Raw genomic sequence first — 17,781 nt, 5'->3', positions numbered from 1 at the left:
AGATAATCCGTGAACTGAAAAGGCCTCCCATCACACGTTGGGAGGCCTTTTTCATGGTCGGATCGTTTCGGCGTTCAAGCTTTCAAGCAAATCTGACAGATCGCGATAGGCTAAACGTCAGGGCTTTACACCATTTGCATCGCTAAAGCGGTTTGGATCAACTGCGACCGCTTGCGACACAGGTCGGAAACCACCGCTATAGGCTGCTGACACTTCGGCACTGAAGGCTCGCGTCATCAGGCGTGGAGCCTTCACGGAAGCGCTCGCGTCAGTACGGTTCGTATTCGTCGCCCATTTGGCCAGCACATCGCCGGTCAATACCTTGGAGTCCGGCGTGGCCGGACGTCCGCCGAGCTTGGTCACCGCACCACCTTTGACAGCTTTCACAGTCTGCATAGGCTGCTTGGCGGAACGTGCCGCTTCAGGCGGGGACGATGGAGAAACGGCCTTCGGCATATCGAAGCCATCATTGAAGGTCATGCCGGTATCAGCGGGCTTGGGTGAAGCCATGGCCACCTGCTGCTCAGCCGGGCGCTTGGCAGCCATTGGAACGGGAGCATGAACGGGTTCCGCCTGCTCGGCGGTTCTTGCCAGTTCCGCCACCAGATCGGGCGTCAACGTCTGCTGGTTAGCACCACCTTCGGCTTGCCCCGTTGCAGCAGCAACAGTTTCTGCGCGTGCCTGGGCAATCGCAGGTCGCGCTGCAGGTACTGGCACGGAAGCCAGCATGTATTCATCCGAACCCGGCTGCGAGAGAGATGCCGTCGCAACACCAGCTTGCGCATCGCCCTTCATGCCGCGCGGGCCAAGCAGGGTCGGAACCGGAACGGACATGGCGGCGAGGTCTGCGTAACCATTGTTATCCTGCGTCGGACGAGCGGTTGGCAGAACCGGCGTTGCGGGCATGGCCGCTTCGATGGCCTGCTGCGCGGTGTCACGCTGCGGAGAATATAGAGCCGTTGCGAAGCTTGCGCCCTGCTGATCCTGACGGAAGGCCGGACGCGCCTGGGGAACAGGTGCAGCAATGGCAGCCTGGGCGGCAGGAGTCGGCGCAGCACTTGCGACAGCGACAGGCGCGGGTGCACCGCCCTCTTCGCCGTCATCCGATGCTGCCGCGGTTGCAGCAGGAGCTGGACGTTGCGCCACCATGGTTGGGGCTGCAATTTCTTCCGCATCCTCCTCTTCGTCACCACCGCCAAACAGCATGGCCATCAGGTTCTTCGGCTTGCCGCGAGAGGAAGAGGAATATCCGCCAGCCGTGCCAGCAATCTGAATAGAATCGGCCGCCACGCGGCGCTTGTAATCGGCTACAGCCTGCTCATAGCCCGGCAGCGGCTTTCCGTCGGCCGGGATATGCATGGTGTTGCCGCTTGGGAAAAGCCGAACCAGATCCTGACGCGCCATGCGCGGCCAGGCCCGAACGCCGCCAACATCCAGATGCACGAAAGGCGAGCCGGAAGTTGGGTAGAAACCAACGCCGCCCACCTGGAGTTTCATGGCTGTTTCGCGCAGCGTTGCCAGCTTCACACCCGGAATGAAGAAGTCCATAGCCTTGCCCAGCATGTGCTGGCTGTTCTTGGCAACACCCTTGGTGCGCGAACGCAACATGCCGTTGGTGTTGGGAGAACGGTAGGCGGAAACAACGTGAATATAATCGCTTGCACCAACGCGGCGGTAAACTTCCCAGACGAGATCGAAGAGGCGCGGGTCCATGCGGGTGGGCTCGTTGCGACGCCAGTCCCGCAAGAAGCGGTTCAATTCCTGCAAACCTTTAGGGTCGAAACGGCCATTGCGCTTGAAGGTGATGACGGCCTTTTCACCGGTATGAACGAAATAAAGCTTGAGGCTGCGCGTATCGCCTGCAGCAGATGCTTCACGCGTTGGGATCGCCCCGACCGTCATTCCGATCGCAAGCGCCACAATGGCCCCCGTCGCACGCTTAATGAAACGGCTCACACATGAGCCGCCAGCGCGCCGTCCGTTGTCACCCGAAGGCGTGGAATCTGCATTCGTATAAGGCAAATCGTTCCCCGTCCGATAGACAACATTCGGTGTTGCCTCACATGACCGTGAATTGCGGTGACACGATGGCAAATCTGCCACACAAGCACAAGCAATTATTTCATAGTCAACAAGTGACTAATGAAAGGTTGACGAATGGTAACAACCTATCCTTACCCGAAAGTAAACACTTTTTTTTAAGGAAGCTGAGGCGGCGCGGGGTTCACGCCGCCTCCTTCAAAGGGTCGTCAGGGTCAATCCCGTAATCTTTGAGCTTGCGATAGAGCGTGGAACGCCCGATCCCCAGCTTGCGTGCCACTTGGCTCATCTGTCCGCGATAGAACTTCAAGGCAAAGCGGATAAGCTCCTCTTCGACATCTGCCAGCTTGCGCACCTCACCCGTTTCATCGGTGCTGACGATAACCCCATCGCCCGATGTCTGGTGAGACGCGCTACGCGCCAGATCGGCCCGCGCCGAGCGAAACAGTTCCGACATGGCTGCCGCCTCGTCACCATCATGCAGGTCATCGTGACCCGGCACGGCGGTAGCCAGAAGTTCTGGGCTTTGATAGGCGGGAAGCTGTGCCGCGATTTGCGGGAAATCTTTTTCCGTCAGTTCGGTACCTTCCGCCAGCACGACTGCGCGGAAGATGGCATTTTCCAGCTGGCGAATATTACCCGGCCAATCATAGGCCGTCAGCAGTGCCATGGCACCGGCACCGACCGTCAAAGGCATTGGCAGTTTCTGCTCCGCCGAGAAGCGCTCGGTGAAGGTGCGTGCCAGATGCGGAATGTCTTCCTTGCGACGGCGCAAGGCCGGAATGGTGATGGGGAATACATTGAGCCGATAATAGAGATCCTCGCGGAAGCGCCCCGCACGAACCTCTTCGATGAGATCCTTGTTGGTGGCGGAGATCAACCGCACATCAACCTTCTGGACCTTGCCAGCACCGACGGTTTCAATCTCACCTTGCTGAACCGCACGCAGAAGTTTGACCTGCACTTCCAAAGGCAACTCGCCGATTTCATCCAGGAAAAGTGTGCCGCCATCTGCCTCTAGGAACTTGCCCGTATGCCGCTCAGTCGCACCGGTAAACGCGCCCTTCTCATGGCCGAACAGGATGCTTTCCACCAGATTGGCGGGAATTGCGCCACAATTGACCGTGATGAAAGGTTTGCTTGCGCGTTCGCCGCCAGCCTGAATGGCGCGAGCGATCATTTCCTTGCCGACGCCGGATTCGCCTTCCAGCACGACCGGGATGTTGGATTGGGATGCACGATGAGCGAGATCGATCACGCGCAACATGTCGGGGCTGGCAGACACGATATCACCGAAGGTGACGGCCGCGCTTTTCGTCTTACGCGTTGCCTTGATCTTGGCTTCCCGGTGATCCACCTTCAGGGCGTTGGCGATGGAGGCGGCAATCCGTTCTGGCGAGACCGGCTTGACGACGAAATCAAATGCGCCTGCCCGCATGGCCTGGACGACCGTTTCAATGCCGCCCTGCCCGGTCTGTACGATGACAGGCGTTTCGAGCGCCATTTCACTCGCAGCCTGGAGGAAACCGAGACCATCCATTTCAGGCATCATGAGATCGAGCACGATGACATTGAACTGGCTGCGGTTGCGCTTGAGAAGCTCAAGCGCCAAGCGACCATTCTCTGCCAAATGGGCAACATGCCCATGCCGCTCAACCGCATTTTTCAGAAGGCGACGCTGGACGGGGTCGTCATCGACAACAAGGATTTGGGCCGTCATGCTAGCTCCGAAGTCTTAAGTGGAAGTCCCGGAGGACCATTGGCTTTGTTGTGCCAGAAAGGGTTAAACATCCCCTTGGTAGAAACACTTGCATTTTAACAGGTGCGTTGCAAAACAGAATAAGCGCTTCGATTTGCGCCAGAAGATATCAGGAGATCCTCTTTGAATAGTCGCATTCCATCCCATCCTGTGTCGATTTGGGCAAGTCATGCCCCGGCTGATACTGCAGTTTCCGCAGAAGCGGAACTGGGCAATTTGCCCACTTGGCGTCTGGCCGATCTCTACCCTTCCCGCGAGACTATGCAATTTAAGGAAGATGTGAGCAAGGCGCTGGAACAGGCGCAAGCGTTCGAAAAGCGCTGGAAAGGCAAGTTGGCGGCTGCAGTCTCCAAAACGGGTGCTGATGGAATTGGTGCGGCGCTGGAAGAATTCGAAAAGCTGGAAGATCTTCTCGGCAAGATCGGCTCGTTTGCAGGTCTCACCTATTTCTCCGATACCAGCGATCCTGCAAACGGCAAATTCTATGGCGATGTACAGGCCAAGCTGACGGACATGTCCGCGCATCTTCTCTTCTTTGCGCTGGAATTAAACCGCATCGAAGACAGCGCGATGGATCAAGCCATCGCAAAGGATGAGAAAGCCGCTCATTACGCACCGTGGCTGCTGGATCTTCGCAAGGATAAGCCGTTTCAGCTCGATGATAGACTGGAACAGTTGTTCCTCGAAAAATCGATGACCAGCGCAGCAGCCTTTAATCGCCTGTTCGATGAGACCATGGCTGAGCTTCGCTTCGATATTGACGGCCAGAAACTGCCCCTCGAGCGCACGCTCAACATGCTGCAAGAGCCGGATGCGACAGTCAGGAAGAAAGCTGCAGAAGCGCTTTCGAAGACGTTTCAAGACAATATCCGTGTCTTTACGCTCATTACCAATACGCTCGCCAAGGACAAGGATATTTCCGATCGCTGGCGCGGGTTCGAAGATATTGCCGATAGCCGCCACCTGGCCAATCGCGTTGAACGTGAAGTCGTGGATGCGCTGGCCGCCGCCGTGCGCGAGGCCTATCCCCGCCTCTCCCACCGCTACTACGCCATGAAGGCGAAATGGCTCGGCATGGAGCAAATGAACTTCTGGGATCGGAACGCACCTCTGCCGGAAACGCCAAATGCGCTCATTCCCTGGGAGCAGGCCCGCGAGACCGTACTCTCAGCCTATGGCCGATTTGCGCCTGAGATGGCAGATATCGCCCGCCGTTTCTTTGATGAACAGTGGATCGATGCGCCAGCCCGCCCCGGCAAGGCACCGGGCGCTTTTGCGCACCCTACCGTTCCCTCCGCCCATCCTTATGTACTGGTCAACTATCTCGGCAAGCCGCGGGATGTAATGACGCTGGCACATGAACTTGGTCACGGCGTACATCAGGTATTGGCAGGAAGCCAGGGCGCGCTGATGTGCCAGACGCCTCTGACGCTCGCGGAAACAGCGTCCGTTTTTGGTGAAATGCTGACCTTCCGGGCGCTGCTGGACAAGACCAGCGACAAGCGTGAACGCAAGGCCATGCTGGCCCAGAAGGTTGAGGACATGATCAATACGGTCGTGCGCCAAATCGCCTTCTACGAATTCGAGCGCAAGGTTCATACCGCCCGCAAGGAAGGCGAGCTTACCGCAGAACAGATCGGAGAACTCTGGCTATCGGTGCAAACGGATAGCCTTGGGCCATCGATTCGCATTTCCGAGGGCTATGAGAACTGGTGGACTTATGTCCCCCACTTCATCCACTCGCCCTTCTATGTCTACGCCTATGCCTTTGGCGATTGCCTGGTAAACTCGCTCTATGCCGTCTACCAGAACGCCGAAGACGGCTTCCAGCAGAAGTATTTCGAGCTTCTGAAGGCGGGCGGCACCAAGCATCATTCCGAGCTTTTGAAGCCCTTTGGCCTTAATGCCACCGATCCCAGCTTCTGGAGCAAGGGCCTCTCGATGATCGAAGGCTTGATTGACGAACTGGAAGCGCTTGACAGAGCCTGACACCTGTTCTTTCTGACGGTGCGCCGAAAACCTCGGCCACCGTCAGGGACAAACGCACTTGTGAAAACCTCAGAACCAGACCGCCCTTACGCGCTGTTCCGCAATGACCGGAAGGACGAAAGTCTCGTCTTTTCCGAACCCTTGCGTGTTGTGCGTGTCCACAAGGCTGCAGATATTCTGCTGGCGCTGGAAGAGCTTGAGGCCGCGCGGCGCGCTGGCTATTGGCTCGCAGGCTATATCTCCTATGAAGCAGGCTATATTTTTGAGGAAAAGCTCAAGCACCTGATCGAGGATGGGCGTGAGACGCCGCTGATTGCTATGGGCATCTTCAACGCGCCCGCAGGCAAGGAACATCCGCTGGCGCAACCGCTTCCAGAGGGAGAGCTTCAGGCTTCACGCATTTACGATGCAAAAGCTGCATGGAATTTGGACGACTATCGTAGCCGGTTCGAACGTCTGCACGAGCATTTGCGGCGCGGTGATTGCTATCAGGCCAATCTGACCATGCCGGTGGAGGCACGGTTTGCGGGAAAGCCCCACGCCCTTTTTCAGGCGCTCGCCACTCGTCAGCCAGTCTCCTATAGCGCACTCATCGATCTTGGCGGCCCAATCATCCTGTCACGATCTCCAGAACTTTTCTTCCGCGTGGATGAGGAAGGTTGGATCGAGACCCATCCGATGAAGGGCACCGCCCCGCGCGGCAAAACGGAAGACGAGGATAAGGCAATCATCGCCTCCATGCTGGCCGACGAGAAAACGCAGGCCGAGAACCGCATGATCGTGGACCTGCTGCGCAACGACGTCTCACTGATCTCCGAGGTTGGCTCGCTCTCTGTGCCGAAACTGTTCCAGATCGAAACCTATGCCAGCCTGCACCAGATGGTGAGCCATGTGCGGGCAAAACTTCTACCCAATATCGGGCTGCCGGAGATATTGGCCGCACTTTTCCCTTGCGGTTCCATCACAGGTGCGCCCAAGATGTGGGCCATGCAAATTCTGGAACGGCTGGAGGCAGGGCCGAGAGACGCCTATTGCGGCGCAATCGGTTACTGTGATCCGGCAGGGCCAATGCGATTTTCGGTGGCGATCCGAACGCTGTCGCTGTTCAGCACGGGCAAAGCCGTTTTCAATGTGGGTGGTGGTATTGTCTTCGATTCGAAGGCAGAAGCGGAATATGAAGAATGCCTGCTCAAAGCGCGGTTCGCAGTAAACAATCAGCTGACTTCTCGCTGATCGAAACCCTGAGATGGGAGCCGGACGCAGGCTTTCTGCGGTTGGAACAGCATTTGCGCCGCATGCGACGCTCTGCCGATGCATTGGGTTTTCGTCAGCCCGAAAGCCCCATCAAGCTTTTGGAAGAGGCGGTGAAGGAAGCAGGCCAGCCGATGCGGGTCCGGCTCACCTCCAGCTTTCGCGGCAAAGCCGAAGTCACGGCAACCGCCTTTCAACCCATCCCCATCGACACGATCTGGACGCTGCGTATCGCAGAGCAGCGACTGGTTTCGGATGATCCTTTGTTTCGCCACAAGACAAGCCGCCGAGACCCATACGAGGCAGCACGGTCCGAGTTCAAACCGGAAGAGGCAGACGAAGTTCTGCTGCTGAACGAGCGCGGCGAACTCTGCGAAGGCACAATCACCAATCTGTTCGTGGAAGGGCCGGATGGCCAGTTGCTGACGCCACCCCTTTCCTCAGGTCTGTTGCCGGGCATATTACGGGCTGAACTGATCCGCGAAGGCAAAGCAAAATCCGAGATATTGAAGCCGGATGACCTGAGCGGGCGCAAGATCTTTGTCGGTAACGCCTTGCGAGGCCTGATCTCTGCGCAACTCGCGGAGCTTTGAATTATTTACCTCCTCATCGCCCGGAAGTTTGCGTGACAGCTGCAACAAGCCGCACGGCAAACTCTTTATTATGTCGCGGTTTTGTGATCTAGAACCGGCACTATTGGTTCGGTCGAGGATGAATTCGACTAAAAACCGCCTGCGAAACTTTTCGAGCTTCGCCTCCAAGGAGACCTAAATGAGTGAAATGACCTATCCGGTACATGGCGAAATCACCGGACCGATCGTGATGATCGGCTTCGGCTCGATCGGGCGCGGCACACTGCCGCTCATCGAGCGCCACTTCAAGTTCGACAAGAGCCGGATGGTCGTGATCGACCCGCGCGACGACGACAAGGCAATCCTCGAAAAGCATGGCGTGAAGTTCATTCAGTCGCATGTGACCAAGGAAAACTACAAGGAGCTGCTGAAGCCGCTTCTGACCAACGGTGGCGGTCAGGGTTTCTGTGTCAACCTGTCCGTCGATACCGGCTCGCTCGATCTGATGAAGCTCTGCCGCAAGCTGGATGTTCTCTATATCGATACCGTAGTTGAGCCATGGCTCGGCTTCTACTTCGATAAGAACATGAAGAATTCAGAACGCACCAATTATGCGCTGCGTGAAACGGTGCGCCAGGAAAAGAAGAAGAATCCAGGCGGCACGACTGCCGTTTCCACCTGCGGCGCCAATCCAGGCATGGTCTCCTGGTTCGTCAAGCAGGCCCTGCTCAACATCGCCAAGGACACGGGCCTCAGCTTTGAAGAGCCTGCGGTGGACGATCGCGAAGGCTGGGCCAAGCTGATGAAGAAGGTGGGCGTGAAGGGCATTCACATTGCCGAACGCGACACCCAGCGCACCAAGAACCCGAAGCCCCTCAACGTGTTCTGGAACACGTGGTCTGTGGAAGGCTTCATTTCGGAAGGCCTGCAGCCATCCGAACTCGGCTGGGGCACGCACGAAAAGTGGATGCCGAAGAACGCCAAGAAGCACAAGAAGGGCTGCCAGGCCGCCATTTATCTGGAGCAGCCGGGCGCGAATACCCGCGTTCGCACCTGGTGCCCGACACCTGGCCCGCAATACGGCTTCCTGGTCACGCATAACGAATCCATCTCGATTGCGGACTTCTTCACCGTCCGCGACAAGGATGGCGAGGTCACTTACCGCCCGACCTGCCATTATGCCTATCATCCGGCCAACGATGCCGTGCTTTCGCTCCACGAAATGTTCGGCAATGGCGGCACGGCACAGCCGGTTCTGCACGTTCTTGACGAGAATGAACTGGTAGACGGCGTCGATGAACTCGGCGTTCTGCTCTACGGCCACGAAAAGAACGCCTACTGGTACGGTTCGCGCCTTTCGCTGGAAGAAACCCGCCGCATTGCCCCTTACCAGAATGCGACCGGCCTCCAGGTCACTTCCGCGGTTCTCGCCGGCATGGTGTGGGCTTTGGAAAATCCGAAGGCTGGCATCGTGGAAGCCGACGAGGTGGATTACAAGCGCTGCCTCGAAGTGCAGACGCCCTATCTCGGCCCGGTCGAAGGGCATTACACGGATTGGACGCCTCTCGATGGTCGTCCGGGTCTCTTCCCGGAGGATCTGGACGAGAAGGATGCGTGGCAGTTCAAGAACATTCTTGTGCGCAACTGATCCGTTTCGATACGATTGCCTAAATTTCCACTGAAATTCCGTGCAAGGCGGGTGTGAAAGCACCCGCCTTGTATTACATCTGGGTCATGCCGAAATCGCGTCCGAATCGCGGGAGACAAGAATGAAAGTCAAAGGGAGCCTTGCGCTCGTTGCCGCCGCTGCCATGCTGACGGCCTGTGTTTCATCACCTCAGACCCGGCCAACGCCTGTTGCACAACAGCGGCCGCAGGGCGTGGAAGGAAGCTGGGTCGATCCGAACGGCATCGTTTCCACTTTCCAGGCGGGCACCTTCAACACCCGCTCGACTGACAACAACGCTCTTCTGGCAAGCGGCACCTACACGCAAAGCGCGCCGAACCTTGTGGAGATCAACATGACCTCCATCGTGCGCCAAAAGCAGTCGCGCGTGAACTGCGCTCTCGTCAATCCATCGCAGCTGAACTGCACGGCCGATAGCGGCTCACAATTTTCGCTGACCCGCAAAGCCTGATTTTTCGCTCAGCCTTACGCATCCAGACCCCGCTTCGGCGGGGTTTTTTGTTGCCTGATTTCGCTATCTGCACAACTGTCACATTTCGCTTGAGTTCGAAGCCTCTAAATGAAAACATGACAGACGAAGTGTCACAAACAACAACTAGAAAATGGTGGAACGGGCGCAGGACACGAGCGCCCAATAACAGGAGAGGCATCAGAATGATGAGACGATTTGGCTTGAGCGTGCTGGCGGCGGCCGCCTTTACATTTTCTTCCGGCGTGGCCTTTGCCGACTATCAGCTGAACATCCTCCACATCAACGATCTGCACTCACGCATTGAACCGATCAACAAATCGGATGCCACCTGCTCCCAGAAGGAAGCAGACGCGAAAGAATGCTTCGGCGGCATTGCCCGCGTGAAAAGCGCTATCGACATGTTCCGCAAGGACCATTCCGGCGCAAATATTCTGGTTCTTGATGCTGGTGACCAATTTCAGGGCTCGCTTTACTATTCCACCTTCAAGAGCGCCCCGATCGCCGATTTCATGAACGGCATCGGCTTCGATGCCATGGCGATTGGCAATCATGAGTTCGATGATGGCCCGGAAGAGCTGAACAAGTTCATCGGCGCACTGAGATTCCCGATCATCTCCGGCAACACCAAGGCCAAGCAGGGCTCGCTGCTGGACGGCAAGTACAAGGGCTATGTGGTCAAGGATATTGGCGGCCAGAAGGTGGGCGTGGTATCCGTGCTGGCGACCGATACGGGCGAGACCTCATCTCCCGGCGCTGACATCTCCTTTGAAGATGAAATCACCTATCTCAAATCCGCAGTAAAAGAACTTGAGGGCCAGGGCGTCAACAAGATCATTGCGCTGACCCATGTTGGCTATAACAAGGACAAGGAGATCGCTGCTGCCGTCGATGGCATCGATGTGATCGTAGGTGGCCACAGCCACACTTACCTCTCTTCCACCGACCCGAAATCCTCTGGCCCCTACCCGACACTGGTGAAGAACCCGTCTGGCGTGGAAGTGCCGATCGTCACATCTTACGCCTATTCGAAATATCTGGGCGAACTGGAAGTGACGTTCGATGACAACGGCGTTGTCAAATCCACGAGCGGTGCGCCGAAGCTTTTGGACGCCTCTGTCACACCGGATGAAGCCTATGCGGCGAAGGTGAAGGAGCTTGGCGCTCCCTTGGAAGAGTTGAAGAAGAAGGTTGTCGGTTCATCGGAAGGCCAAATTGATGGCGACCGCAAGACCTGCCGCGTTCAGGAATGCTCCATGGGCAATCTGGTGGCCGATGCCTCGCTGGCCCGCGTCAAGGATCAGGGCATCACCATTGCCATCGTCAATGGCGGGGGCCTGCGCGCCTCTATCGATCAGGGCGATGTGACCATGGGCGAAGTGCTGACCGTACTGCCCTTCCAGAACACGATTGCCACGTTCCAGTTGAAGGGCGAGGACCTGAAGGCCGCTCTCGAAAATGGTGCAAGCCAGATCGAGGATGGCGCCGGACGTTTCGCACAGGTTGGCGGAATGAAATATTCCTTTGACCGCTCGAAGCCCGTTGGTAGCCGTGTGAGCGATGTCATGGTCAAGGAAGGCGATAATTTCGTGCCCCTCGACCCGGCAAAGACCTATGGCGTCGTCACCAATAACTATGTTCGCGGCGGCGGCGATGGGTTCAAGATCTTCGCGACCAATGCCGTCAATCCTTACGATTTCGGCCCCAATCTGGAACAGGCGGTTGCCGATTACCTGACGGCGAATAACCCTTACAAGCCTTATACCGATGGCCGCATCAAGGATGTAACGCCAGCCGATTACGTGGCACCCGCCAAGGCTCCTGCGCCAGCCGCTTCCACTACAACGGCTCCCGTAGCACCTGCTCCGGCAACAACCGCACAGGCACCGGCGGCAGCCCCTGCACCTGCAGCACCGCCCGCGCCAGCAGCACCGGCTTCTCAAACGGCAGCGCCAAGCGAACCGGCAAAAGCACAAGGCCCGAAAACTTATAAGGTTGTGAAAGGCGATTCTCTCTGGAAGATCGCGGAAGCGACCTATGGCAATGGCGAGGAATGGAAGAAGATTGAAGCAGCCAACAAGCTGCGCAATCCGAACCTGATCGAAGTCGGCCAGGAGCTGGAACTGCCCGCTCAATAACCATCATCGACCTTTTGTCGCTTGGCGAACAGCGGTCCGGGCTTCCCCGGGCCGTTTTTTCTTTCTACAAAGAACCAAGTTTGCCTGACGCACGTAAGTCGCTGCAACTGCCCAGATTTTTTCGGAAAGCTTTTGATGATGAACGCCCCAGTTTCCCACCTTCCCGCCGATCACCCAGAGGTTCGCTTCGGCAAGGTGGGCGTTCTGCTCGTTAACCTCGGCACCCCGGATGGCACCGATTACAAATCCATGCGTCGCTATCTGGAAGAATTCCTGACCGACCGCCGCGTCATCGAGTGGTCGCGTCTGTTCTGGTACCCGATCCTTTACGGCATTGTTCTCAACAAGCGCCCGCAAAAGGTCGGCAAGGCCTATGAGTCGATCTGGAACAAGGATCTCGACGAAAGCTATCTTCGCACCTACACGCGCAACCAAGCGGAAATTCTGGCTGAGCGCTTCAAGGATATGCCGCATGTGCATGTGGATTGGGCGATGCGTTACGGTCAGCCCGCAATCCAGGCCAAGATGCAGGAAATGCAGAAGGCTGGCTGCGAGAAGATCCTGCTCTTCCCGCTCTACCCGCAATATGCCGCTGCCACGACAGCAACGGTGAATGACGAGGCGTTCAAGGCGCTTCTCAAAATGCGCTGGCAACCGGCGCTTCGCACCGTTCCTCGCTATCACGATGACCCGGTCTACATCGATGCGCTGGCCAATTCCATCGAGAAGCATCTGGCGACGCTGGATTGGGAACCGGAAGTGGTCATCACCTCCTACCACGGCATTCCCATGTCCTATTTCAAGAAGGGTGATCCCTACCACTGCCAGTGTTACAAGACGACACGCCTGCTGCGGGATCGTCTGGGCTGGTCGAAAGAAAAGCTGATGGTCACCTTCCAGTCCCGCTTCGGGCCGGAGGAATGGCTACAGCCCTACACCGACAAGACGGTGGAAAAGCTGGCCAAGGAAGGCACCAAGCGCATCGCCATCCTCAATCCAGGCTTCGTCTCCGATTGCCTGGAAACGCTGGAAGAAATTGCCGAAGAGGCCGGTGAGGACTTCCTGCATAATGGCGGTGAAAAGTTCTCCCACATCCCCTGCCTCAACGACAGTGAAGACGGTATGCGGGTACTGGAGCATGTTACCCGCCGCGAACTGATGGGCTGGGTCTAGAACATTTCCAGGAAAAGCGGGAAACTGCTTTCCGTTCGGAAATTTGCACCAACAGAGGCTTAAGAGTGCGGAGCGACCCTGAAGGATCGCGATACACCTCAATCAGATTGCTGGCCCGGCAGTGCCGGGCCGCAACAAAGTCACCGAGTTTCAGCGTGCCAGTCAAAGCTTTGCACGCAGTTGCGGCCCTTCTCCTTGGCGCGATAAAGCGCGCGGTCTGCCTGTAGCAGCATGGCCTGCATGCTGTCGCAGGGCGTTGCTTCATAAAGACCGAAGCTCGCTGTAATACGACCGACAGGCAGCGGATCGACATTCAGCTTTTCAAGCTGCGTGCGGAACCGCTCAGCAATCACCACTGCTTCTCCGATACGGGTCTTGGGCAGGATCAGGCAGAATTCCTCACCACCGATACGGGCAGCCAGATCATAGCGACGCAGGTTGTCGCGGATCACCTCACCCACGCCCATCAACACGCGGTCCCCGACATCATGCCCGAAACTGTCATTGATATCCTTGAAGTGGTCGAGATCGAACAACACGACCGAAAGGGGAGCTTTCTCGCGCTCGGCGCGGGCCTGTTCCGTGACAATATGTTCAGACAGCCAGCGGCGATTGCCAAGGCCGGTCAACTGGTCGGTCATCGCCTGTTGGCGCAGCTTGCGCATCACGCCTTCCAGTTCAACCATGGTGGCCGTCACCGCGCGGCTGACAACGCCGATTTCATCCGGCCCATCAATCGGCAGGCGCACCGGGGTACCATCGGCATTATAGCGCTGTAGCGCCGTTGCGAGCAGGCGCAATGGGCGAATGAACCACCATAGCGTGGTAAGGCAGGCAATCGTGCCGATCAACGTCGCGACCAGCAAAATGCTTAAAACGGGGAACGGGTGGGACGAGTAGCCACTCGCAAGATAAGCGATCATGGCAAGCAGGGGCATATGGATTGCCAGAAAGCAAACCGCGAAAATCTTCGTCACAAGAGAATCGCGGATAGCCTGCAGGGCCATCACTGACTTCGGAATCATTCCGAACTCCTTTAGCTGATTCATACAGTGGCGCGACCCTAGGCGACACCGGGAAATGCGACGTTAATCGAATCGCTAAAATACGATAGAATCTCCCCAAGCCTTATTCACGATATTTTTCGCCCCACACAATTGAAATTAGGGAACCATTTGAAAGGCTTAGATTTCTAGTCGAAAAATCTGTTTTAGACGCCTCTTAAATTTCCCCACAATAGGACATGCAGTTGCGGCAAGATTTTTGCCTGAAACCATCCGTCCTGCATCACGTGGTCGATCAGCCAATGCATACGGTTGAGAATTCCATCCATGTCAATGCGAGCATCGCTTTCCTCCGGCGGCGGCGGCGTATGATTGCCTGGCTGCAGATAGACGGGAAGCTGTGGCAAAAGCTTTGCAATCTTGCGAGCAAAGGCATAATCCTCCTGATCGAAGACCACGAATTTCAAGACCTTTTGCGGGCCCTCACCAGCTCTTGCGACGCACTCCAAGAGCGCGTCCGCATCAAAATTCATCCCGCTGGATGGCGGTTTTGGGGAAAGCACCAGCACATCCAGATCGGCAAACCAGTCACGCGCCACGCTGCCTTGCGTCTCCAAGGCCGTGCCATAGCCATGCGCATGTGCACGAGCAATAAGCGGTGCGAGCGGTTGTATGGCGGGGTTGCCGCCGGAGAGAGACAGCATCAACGGCTTGCCGCCTGAAAGGGCCTCGATCTTCAACCAGATTTCGTCCACGCTCATGGCAACCCATGTATCGCGAAAACGGGATTCAACGGCATGTAGGCTATCGCACCATGAACAGCGATAATCGCAGCCGCCGGTTCGCACAAACACCGTCGGCTGGCCGATCAGCACCCCCTCGCCTTGAATGGTTGGCCCGAAAATTTCGCTGACGCGGATCATCTCGCCCGCACTCACGGACGGTACTCCGCCCATGTCTTCGGCGTTTCTGAAACCTTGACCGCAGATGTTTCCGGAAAGCGCTCTCTGCACCATTCATAGAAATGCTTGGCGAGGTTTTCTGCCGTGGTGAAGCTGTGCCCCAGGATATCGTTCAGGTGCCGATGGTCGAAGTGATCATCGATATAGGTCTTCAGCGCCTTCAAGTCGTGATAATCGCGAACGAAACCGTGCTGATTGAGGTTTTCACCCGAAAGCTCGACCACCACGATGTAGTTATGCCCGTGCAGACGATAGCATTGGTGATCTTCCGGCAGGTGATCCAGCCGATGCGATGCGGAGAAGTGGAATTCCTTGGTGATGCGAAACATCGGCCTCACACCTCTTCCGCTTTGTAGCCAGCCGTTGCGGCTTTCCAGAAATCCCGATCTTCGTATTCAGTCGGGTCTTCAATGCCAGCCAGGTAAAAGGCTTCACGCCGCTCCACGCAGGTACCGCAACGGCCGCAATGGTTATGCCCACCCTTGTAGCACGACCATGTGTCAGCAAATGGGGTATCGCAGGCTGCCCCCTGGCGCACGATCTCCGCCTTGGAAACATGCACAAAGGGCGCAAACAGCTGAACCGAGGCATACCCATCCAGCGCATGGTTCTGCATGGCCTGAAAACTATCGATAAATGCGGGGCGACAATCGGGATAAATGAAATGATCCCCGCCATGCACCGCAACCGCCACGGCATCTGCCTGCCGCGCCGCCGCCAGCCCAAAGGCGATTGTCAGCATGATGGCGTTGCGGTTTGGCACGATGGTAACCTTCATCGTCTCTTCTGCATAATGACCGTCTGGCACCTCCAGATCGTCTGTCAGCGCAGAGCCCGTGAGATGCTGTCCAATGGCGGTGATATCGATGATGTCATGCGGCACGCCGAGCCGTTCAGCGGCTTTCGCGGCAAACTTCAACTCTTTCAAATGGCGCTGGCCATAGTTGAAGGAGATGAGGCCAATCAATGTATGTTCCGCCGCAACCTTGTGCGCAAGCGAAACGGAATCGAGTCCGCCAGAGCAGACAACGAGCGTTTTCATAGTCAGAGTTCCTTGTTTTTACCGGGTAGGCTGCGACCGGAGTGTTACCTGCGCGCCTCTTAGCGCAATCCTCATGCGCTTGCCAAGCCTGACACGATCGCGTGTCAGGCCTCTGGCAGAATGAGCCACGATGGCCTACATCCAATGCGTGAATTTTGAGGGAGTTGAAGTCTCATGGTTTTGTCCGGTCTGGATATTTTTGTCATCGGCGTTGTCGTCATCGTCATTCTGGTGCTGTTTGCCGCCATCAAAACCGTGCCTCAAGGCTATCGCTACACGGTAGAGCGCTTCGGCCGATACACCCGCACGCTTGACCCCGGCCTCAACCTGCTGACGCCCTTCATCGAAAAAATCGGCTCACGTATGAATGTGATGGAGCAGGTGCTGAATGTTCCGACGCAGGAAGTCATAACCAAGGATAATGCCAGCGTTTCCGCCGATGCCGTCTCTTTCTATCAGGTTCTGAACCCCGCCCAGGCTGCCTACCAGATCGCCAATCTGGAAAACGCGATCCAGAATTTGACCATGACGAACATCCGCTCCGTCATGGGCTCAATGGATCTGGATGAGCTTCTCTCCAACCGCGAAATCATCAATGAGCGGCTGCTGCGCGTGGTGGATGAGGCCGTGCATCCTTGGGGTATCAAGGTGACCCGCGTTGAGATCAAGGACATTCAGCCGCCGACCGATCTGGTTCAGGCCATGGCGCGGCAGATGAAGGCCGAGCGTGAAAAGCGTGCACAGGTTTTGGAAGCCGAGGGTTCCAGAAACGCCGCCATTCTGCGTGCCGAGGGTGCCAAGCAGGCAGCCGTTTTGCAGGCTGAAGGTGAGCGTGAAGCCGCCTTCCGGCAGGCCGAAGCCCGCGAACGTTTGGCGGAAGCGGAGGCCAACGCCACCCGCATGGTATCTGAAGCCATTGCTGCGGGCGACGTGACCGCCATCAACTACTTCGTGGCACAGAAATACACCGAAGCCATGGCCTCCATCGGAACGGCCTCCAATTCCAAGGTTGTGTTGATGCCCATGGAAGCCTCCTCCCTCATCGGCTCTCTAGGCGGCATTGGAGCGATTGCACGGGAAGTATTTGGCGATCAGCCTTCGCCTGCTGCCACCTCTGTGCCGCGTTCACCTGCACCAGCGCGTGAACAGCGCCGCACTGCCAGCACGCCCTCCTTCTCCACACCTGGCTATAATCTGGCGCAAGGAACGCCAAAGCCTGAGGATAGCAAATGATCGCTCAGGTCGTCAGTGATCTCGGGCCGTGGGGCTGGTGGATACTCGGTTTCGTGCTTTTGGGAGCGGAACTGGCAGCTCCCGGCGTGTTCCTCATCTGGATCGGACTTGCAGCTCTCGTCATCGGCGCGGCATCGCTAGGCCTTTGGGATAGCCCCTATTGGAGCTGGCATATCCAGTTCCTCCTGTTTGCCGTGCTCTCCGTCATCAGCACGCTCATAGGACGCCATTACTTTGGCAGCTCTGACCGTGGAAGCGATCAGCCCTTATTGAACCGCCGGGGAGACAGCCTCGTTGGCCGCACTGCGACGCTGAGTGAACCTATTCGGGAAGGACGCGGGCGCATTCGCCTGGACGATACCTGGTGGTCGGTGACGGGACCGGACCTACCGGCCGGAATGCGGGTCCGCGTCGCCGAATGGACCGGCAGCGAACTGATTGTTGAGCCGGTGGGTTAACCAA

14 protein-coding genes and 2 pseudogenes are annotated in these 17,781 nt (G+C 57.1%); 9 read left to right on the top strand and 7 right to left on the bottom strand.

What is annotated here, in order from left to right:
* Nucleotides 1-117: 117 nt before the first annotated feature.
* The 3 genes and pseudogenes from AC0JZ1_RS04845 to AC0JZ1_RS04835 all read right to left on the bottom strand — a co-directional run.
* The gene (locus AC0JZ1_RS04845; protein ID WP_471881299.1) at nt 118-2,022 is read right to left on the bottom strand and encodes a peptidoglycan L,D-endopeptidase MepK; all 1,905 of its coding nucleotides are present in this window, start codon (nt 2,020-2,022) and stop codon (nt 118-120) included.
* Nucleotides 2,023-2,224: 202 nt separating this feature from the next.
* Nucleotides 2,225-2,401, bottom strand: a pseudogene (locus AC0JZ1_RS04840) (helix-turn-helix domain-containing protein); the annotation flags it as partial.
* A 167-nt stretch (nt 2,402-2,568) separates the two neighbouring features.
* Nucleotides 2,569-3,760, bottom strand: a pseudogene (locus AC0JZ1_RS04835) (sigma-54-dependent transcriptional regulator); the annotation flags it as partial.
* Between the two features lie 189 nt (nt 3,761-3,949).
* Between AC0JZ1_RS04835 and AC0JZ1_RS04830 the strand changes: the two are divergent.
* From AC0JZ1_RS04830 to hemH, 7 genes are all read left to right on the top strand, one after another.
* Nucleotides 3,950-5,788, top strand: a complete 1,839-nt coding sequence (locus tag AC0JZ1_RS04830) for a M3 family oligoendopeptidase (RefSeq protein ID WP_471883356.1) — start codon at nt 3,950-3,952, stop codon at nt 5,786-5,788.
* A 60-nt stretch (nt 5,789-5,848) separates the two neighbouring features.
* Nucleotides 5,849-7,021 carry an aminodeoxychorismate synthase component I gene (locus AC0JZ1_RS04825; RefSeq protein ID WP_471881298.1) on the top strand — a complete coding sequence of 391 codons (1,173 nt, stop codon included), beginning with the start codon at nt 5,849-5,851 and terminating at the stop codon, nt 7,019-7,021.
* Complete coding sequence (locus AC0JZ1_RS04820; RefSeq protein WP_471881297.1) at nt 6,970-7,632, top strand: aminotransferase class IV family protein; 663 nt, start codon at nt 6,970-6,972, stop codon at nt 7,630-7,632. The genes AC0JZ1_RS04825 and AC0JZ1_RS04820 overlap by 52 nt, the downstream gene beginning before the upstream one ends.
* A 178-nt stretch (nt 7,633-7,810) precedes the next feature.
* Nucleotides 7,811-9,259, top strand: coding sequence for a homospermidine synthase (locus tag AC0JZ1_RS04815; protein WP_471881296.1), 1,449 nt, complete (start codon nt 7,811-7,813; stop codon nt 9,257-9,259).
* A 121-nt stretch (nt 9,260-9,380) separates the two neighbouring features.
* Nucleotides 9,381-9,749: an outer membrane lipoprotein Omp10 gene (gene omp10, locus AC0JZ1_RS04810; protein ID WP_471881295.1), complete on the top strand. Its 369-nt coding sequence runs from the start codon at nt 9,381-9,383 to the stop codon at nt 9,747-9,749.
* Nucleotides 9,750-9,952: 203 nt separating this feature from the next.
* Complete coding sequence (locus tag AC0JZ1_RS04805) at nt 9,953-11,905, top strand: 5'-nucleotidase C-terminal domain-containing protein (protein WP_471881294.1); 1,953 nt, start codon at nt 9,953-9,955, stop codon at nt 11,903-11,905.
* 138 nt (nt 11,906-12,043) lie between these two features.
* The gene (gene hemH / locus AC0JZ1_RS04800) at nt 12,044-13,078 is read left to right on the top strand and encodes a ferrochelatase (protein ID WP_471883355.1); all 1,035 of its coding nucleotides are present in this window, start codon (nt 12,044-12,046) and stop codon (nt 13,076-13,078) included.
* Between the two features lie 140 nt (nt 13,079-13,218).
* On the opposite strand, the gene AC0JZ1_RS04795 is transcribed toward hemH, so the two are convergent.
* The 4 genes from AC0JZ1_RS04795 to queC all read right to left on the bottom strand — a co-directional run bounded on the left by AC0JZ1_RS04795 (nt 13,219) and on the right by queC (nt 16,086).
* Entirely contained in the window at nt 13,219-14,103 is an 885-nt protein-coding gene (locus AC0JZ1_RS04795; RefSeq protein WP_471881293.1) for a GGDEF domain-containing protein, read from the bottom strand.
* A 185-nt stretch (nt 14,104-14,288) separates the two neighbouring features.
* Nucleotides 14,289-15,038 (bottom strand): 7-carboxy-7-deazaguanine synthase QueE, encoded by a 750-nt coding sequence (gene queE / locus AC0JZ1_RS04790; RefSeq protein WP_471881292.1) that lies wholly within the window; start codon nt 15,036-15,038, stop codon nt 14,289-14,291.
* Nucleotides 15,017-15,373 (bottom strand): 6-carboxytetrahydropterin synthase QueD, encoded by a 357-nt coding sequence (queD, locus tag AC0JZ1_RS04785; RefSeq protein WP_471881291.1) that lies wholly within the window; start codon nt 15,371-15,373, stop codon nt 15,017-15,019. The genes queE and queD overlap by 22 nt, the downstream gene beginning before the upstream one ends.
* A 5-nt stretch (nt 15,374-15,378) precedes the next feature.
* Nucleotides 15,379-16,086: a 7-cyano-7-deazaguanine synthase QueC gene (queC, locus tag AC0JZ1_RS04780; protein ID WP_471881290.1), complete on the bottom strand. Its 708-nt coding sequence runs from the start codon at nt 16,084-16,086 to the stop codon at nt 15,379-15,381.
* A gap of 174 nt (nt 16,087-16,260) precedes the next feature.
* On the opposite strand from queC, the gene AC0JZ1_RS04775 reads away from it, so the two are divergent.
* Both AC0JZ1_RS04775 and AC0JZ1_RS04770 read left to right on the top strand, forming a co-directional pair.
* Nucleotides 16,261-17,319: an SPFH domain-containing protein gene (locus AC0JZ1_RS04775; RefSeq protein ID WP_471881289.1), complete on the top strand. Its 1,059-nt coding sequence runs from the start codon at nt 16,261-16,263 to the stop codon at nt 17,317-17,319.
* A complete protein-coding gene (locus tag AC0JZ1_RS04770; RefSeq protein WP_471881288.1) occupies nt 17,316-17,777 on the top strand; it encodes an NfeD family protein in 462 nt (153 codons plus the stop codon). Before AC0JZ1_RS04775 ends, AC0JZ1_RS04770 begins: the two co-directional genes overlap by 4 nt.
* Nucleotides 17,778-17,781 lie beyond the last annotated feature (4 nt).

The organism is Affinirhizobium capsici (assembly GCF_977018625.1).
Note: the sequence above shows the minus strand (reverse complement) of the source record. Positions and strands in the feature narration are given on the sequence as shown.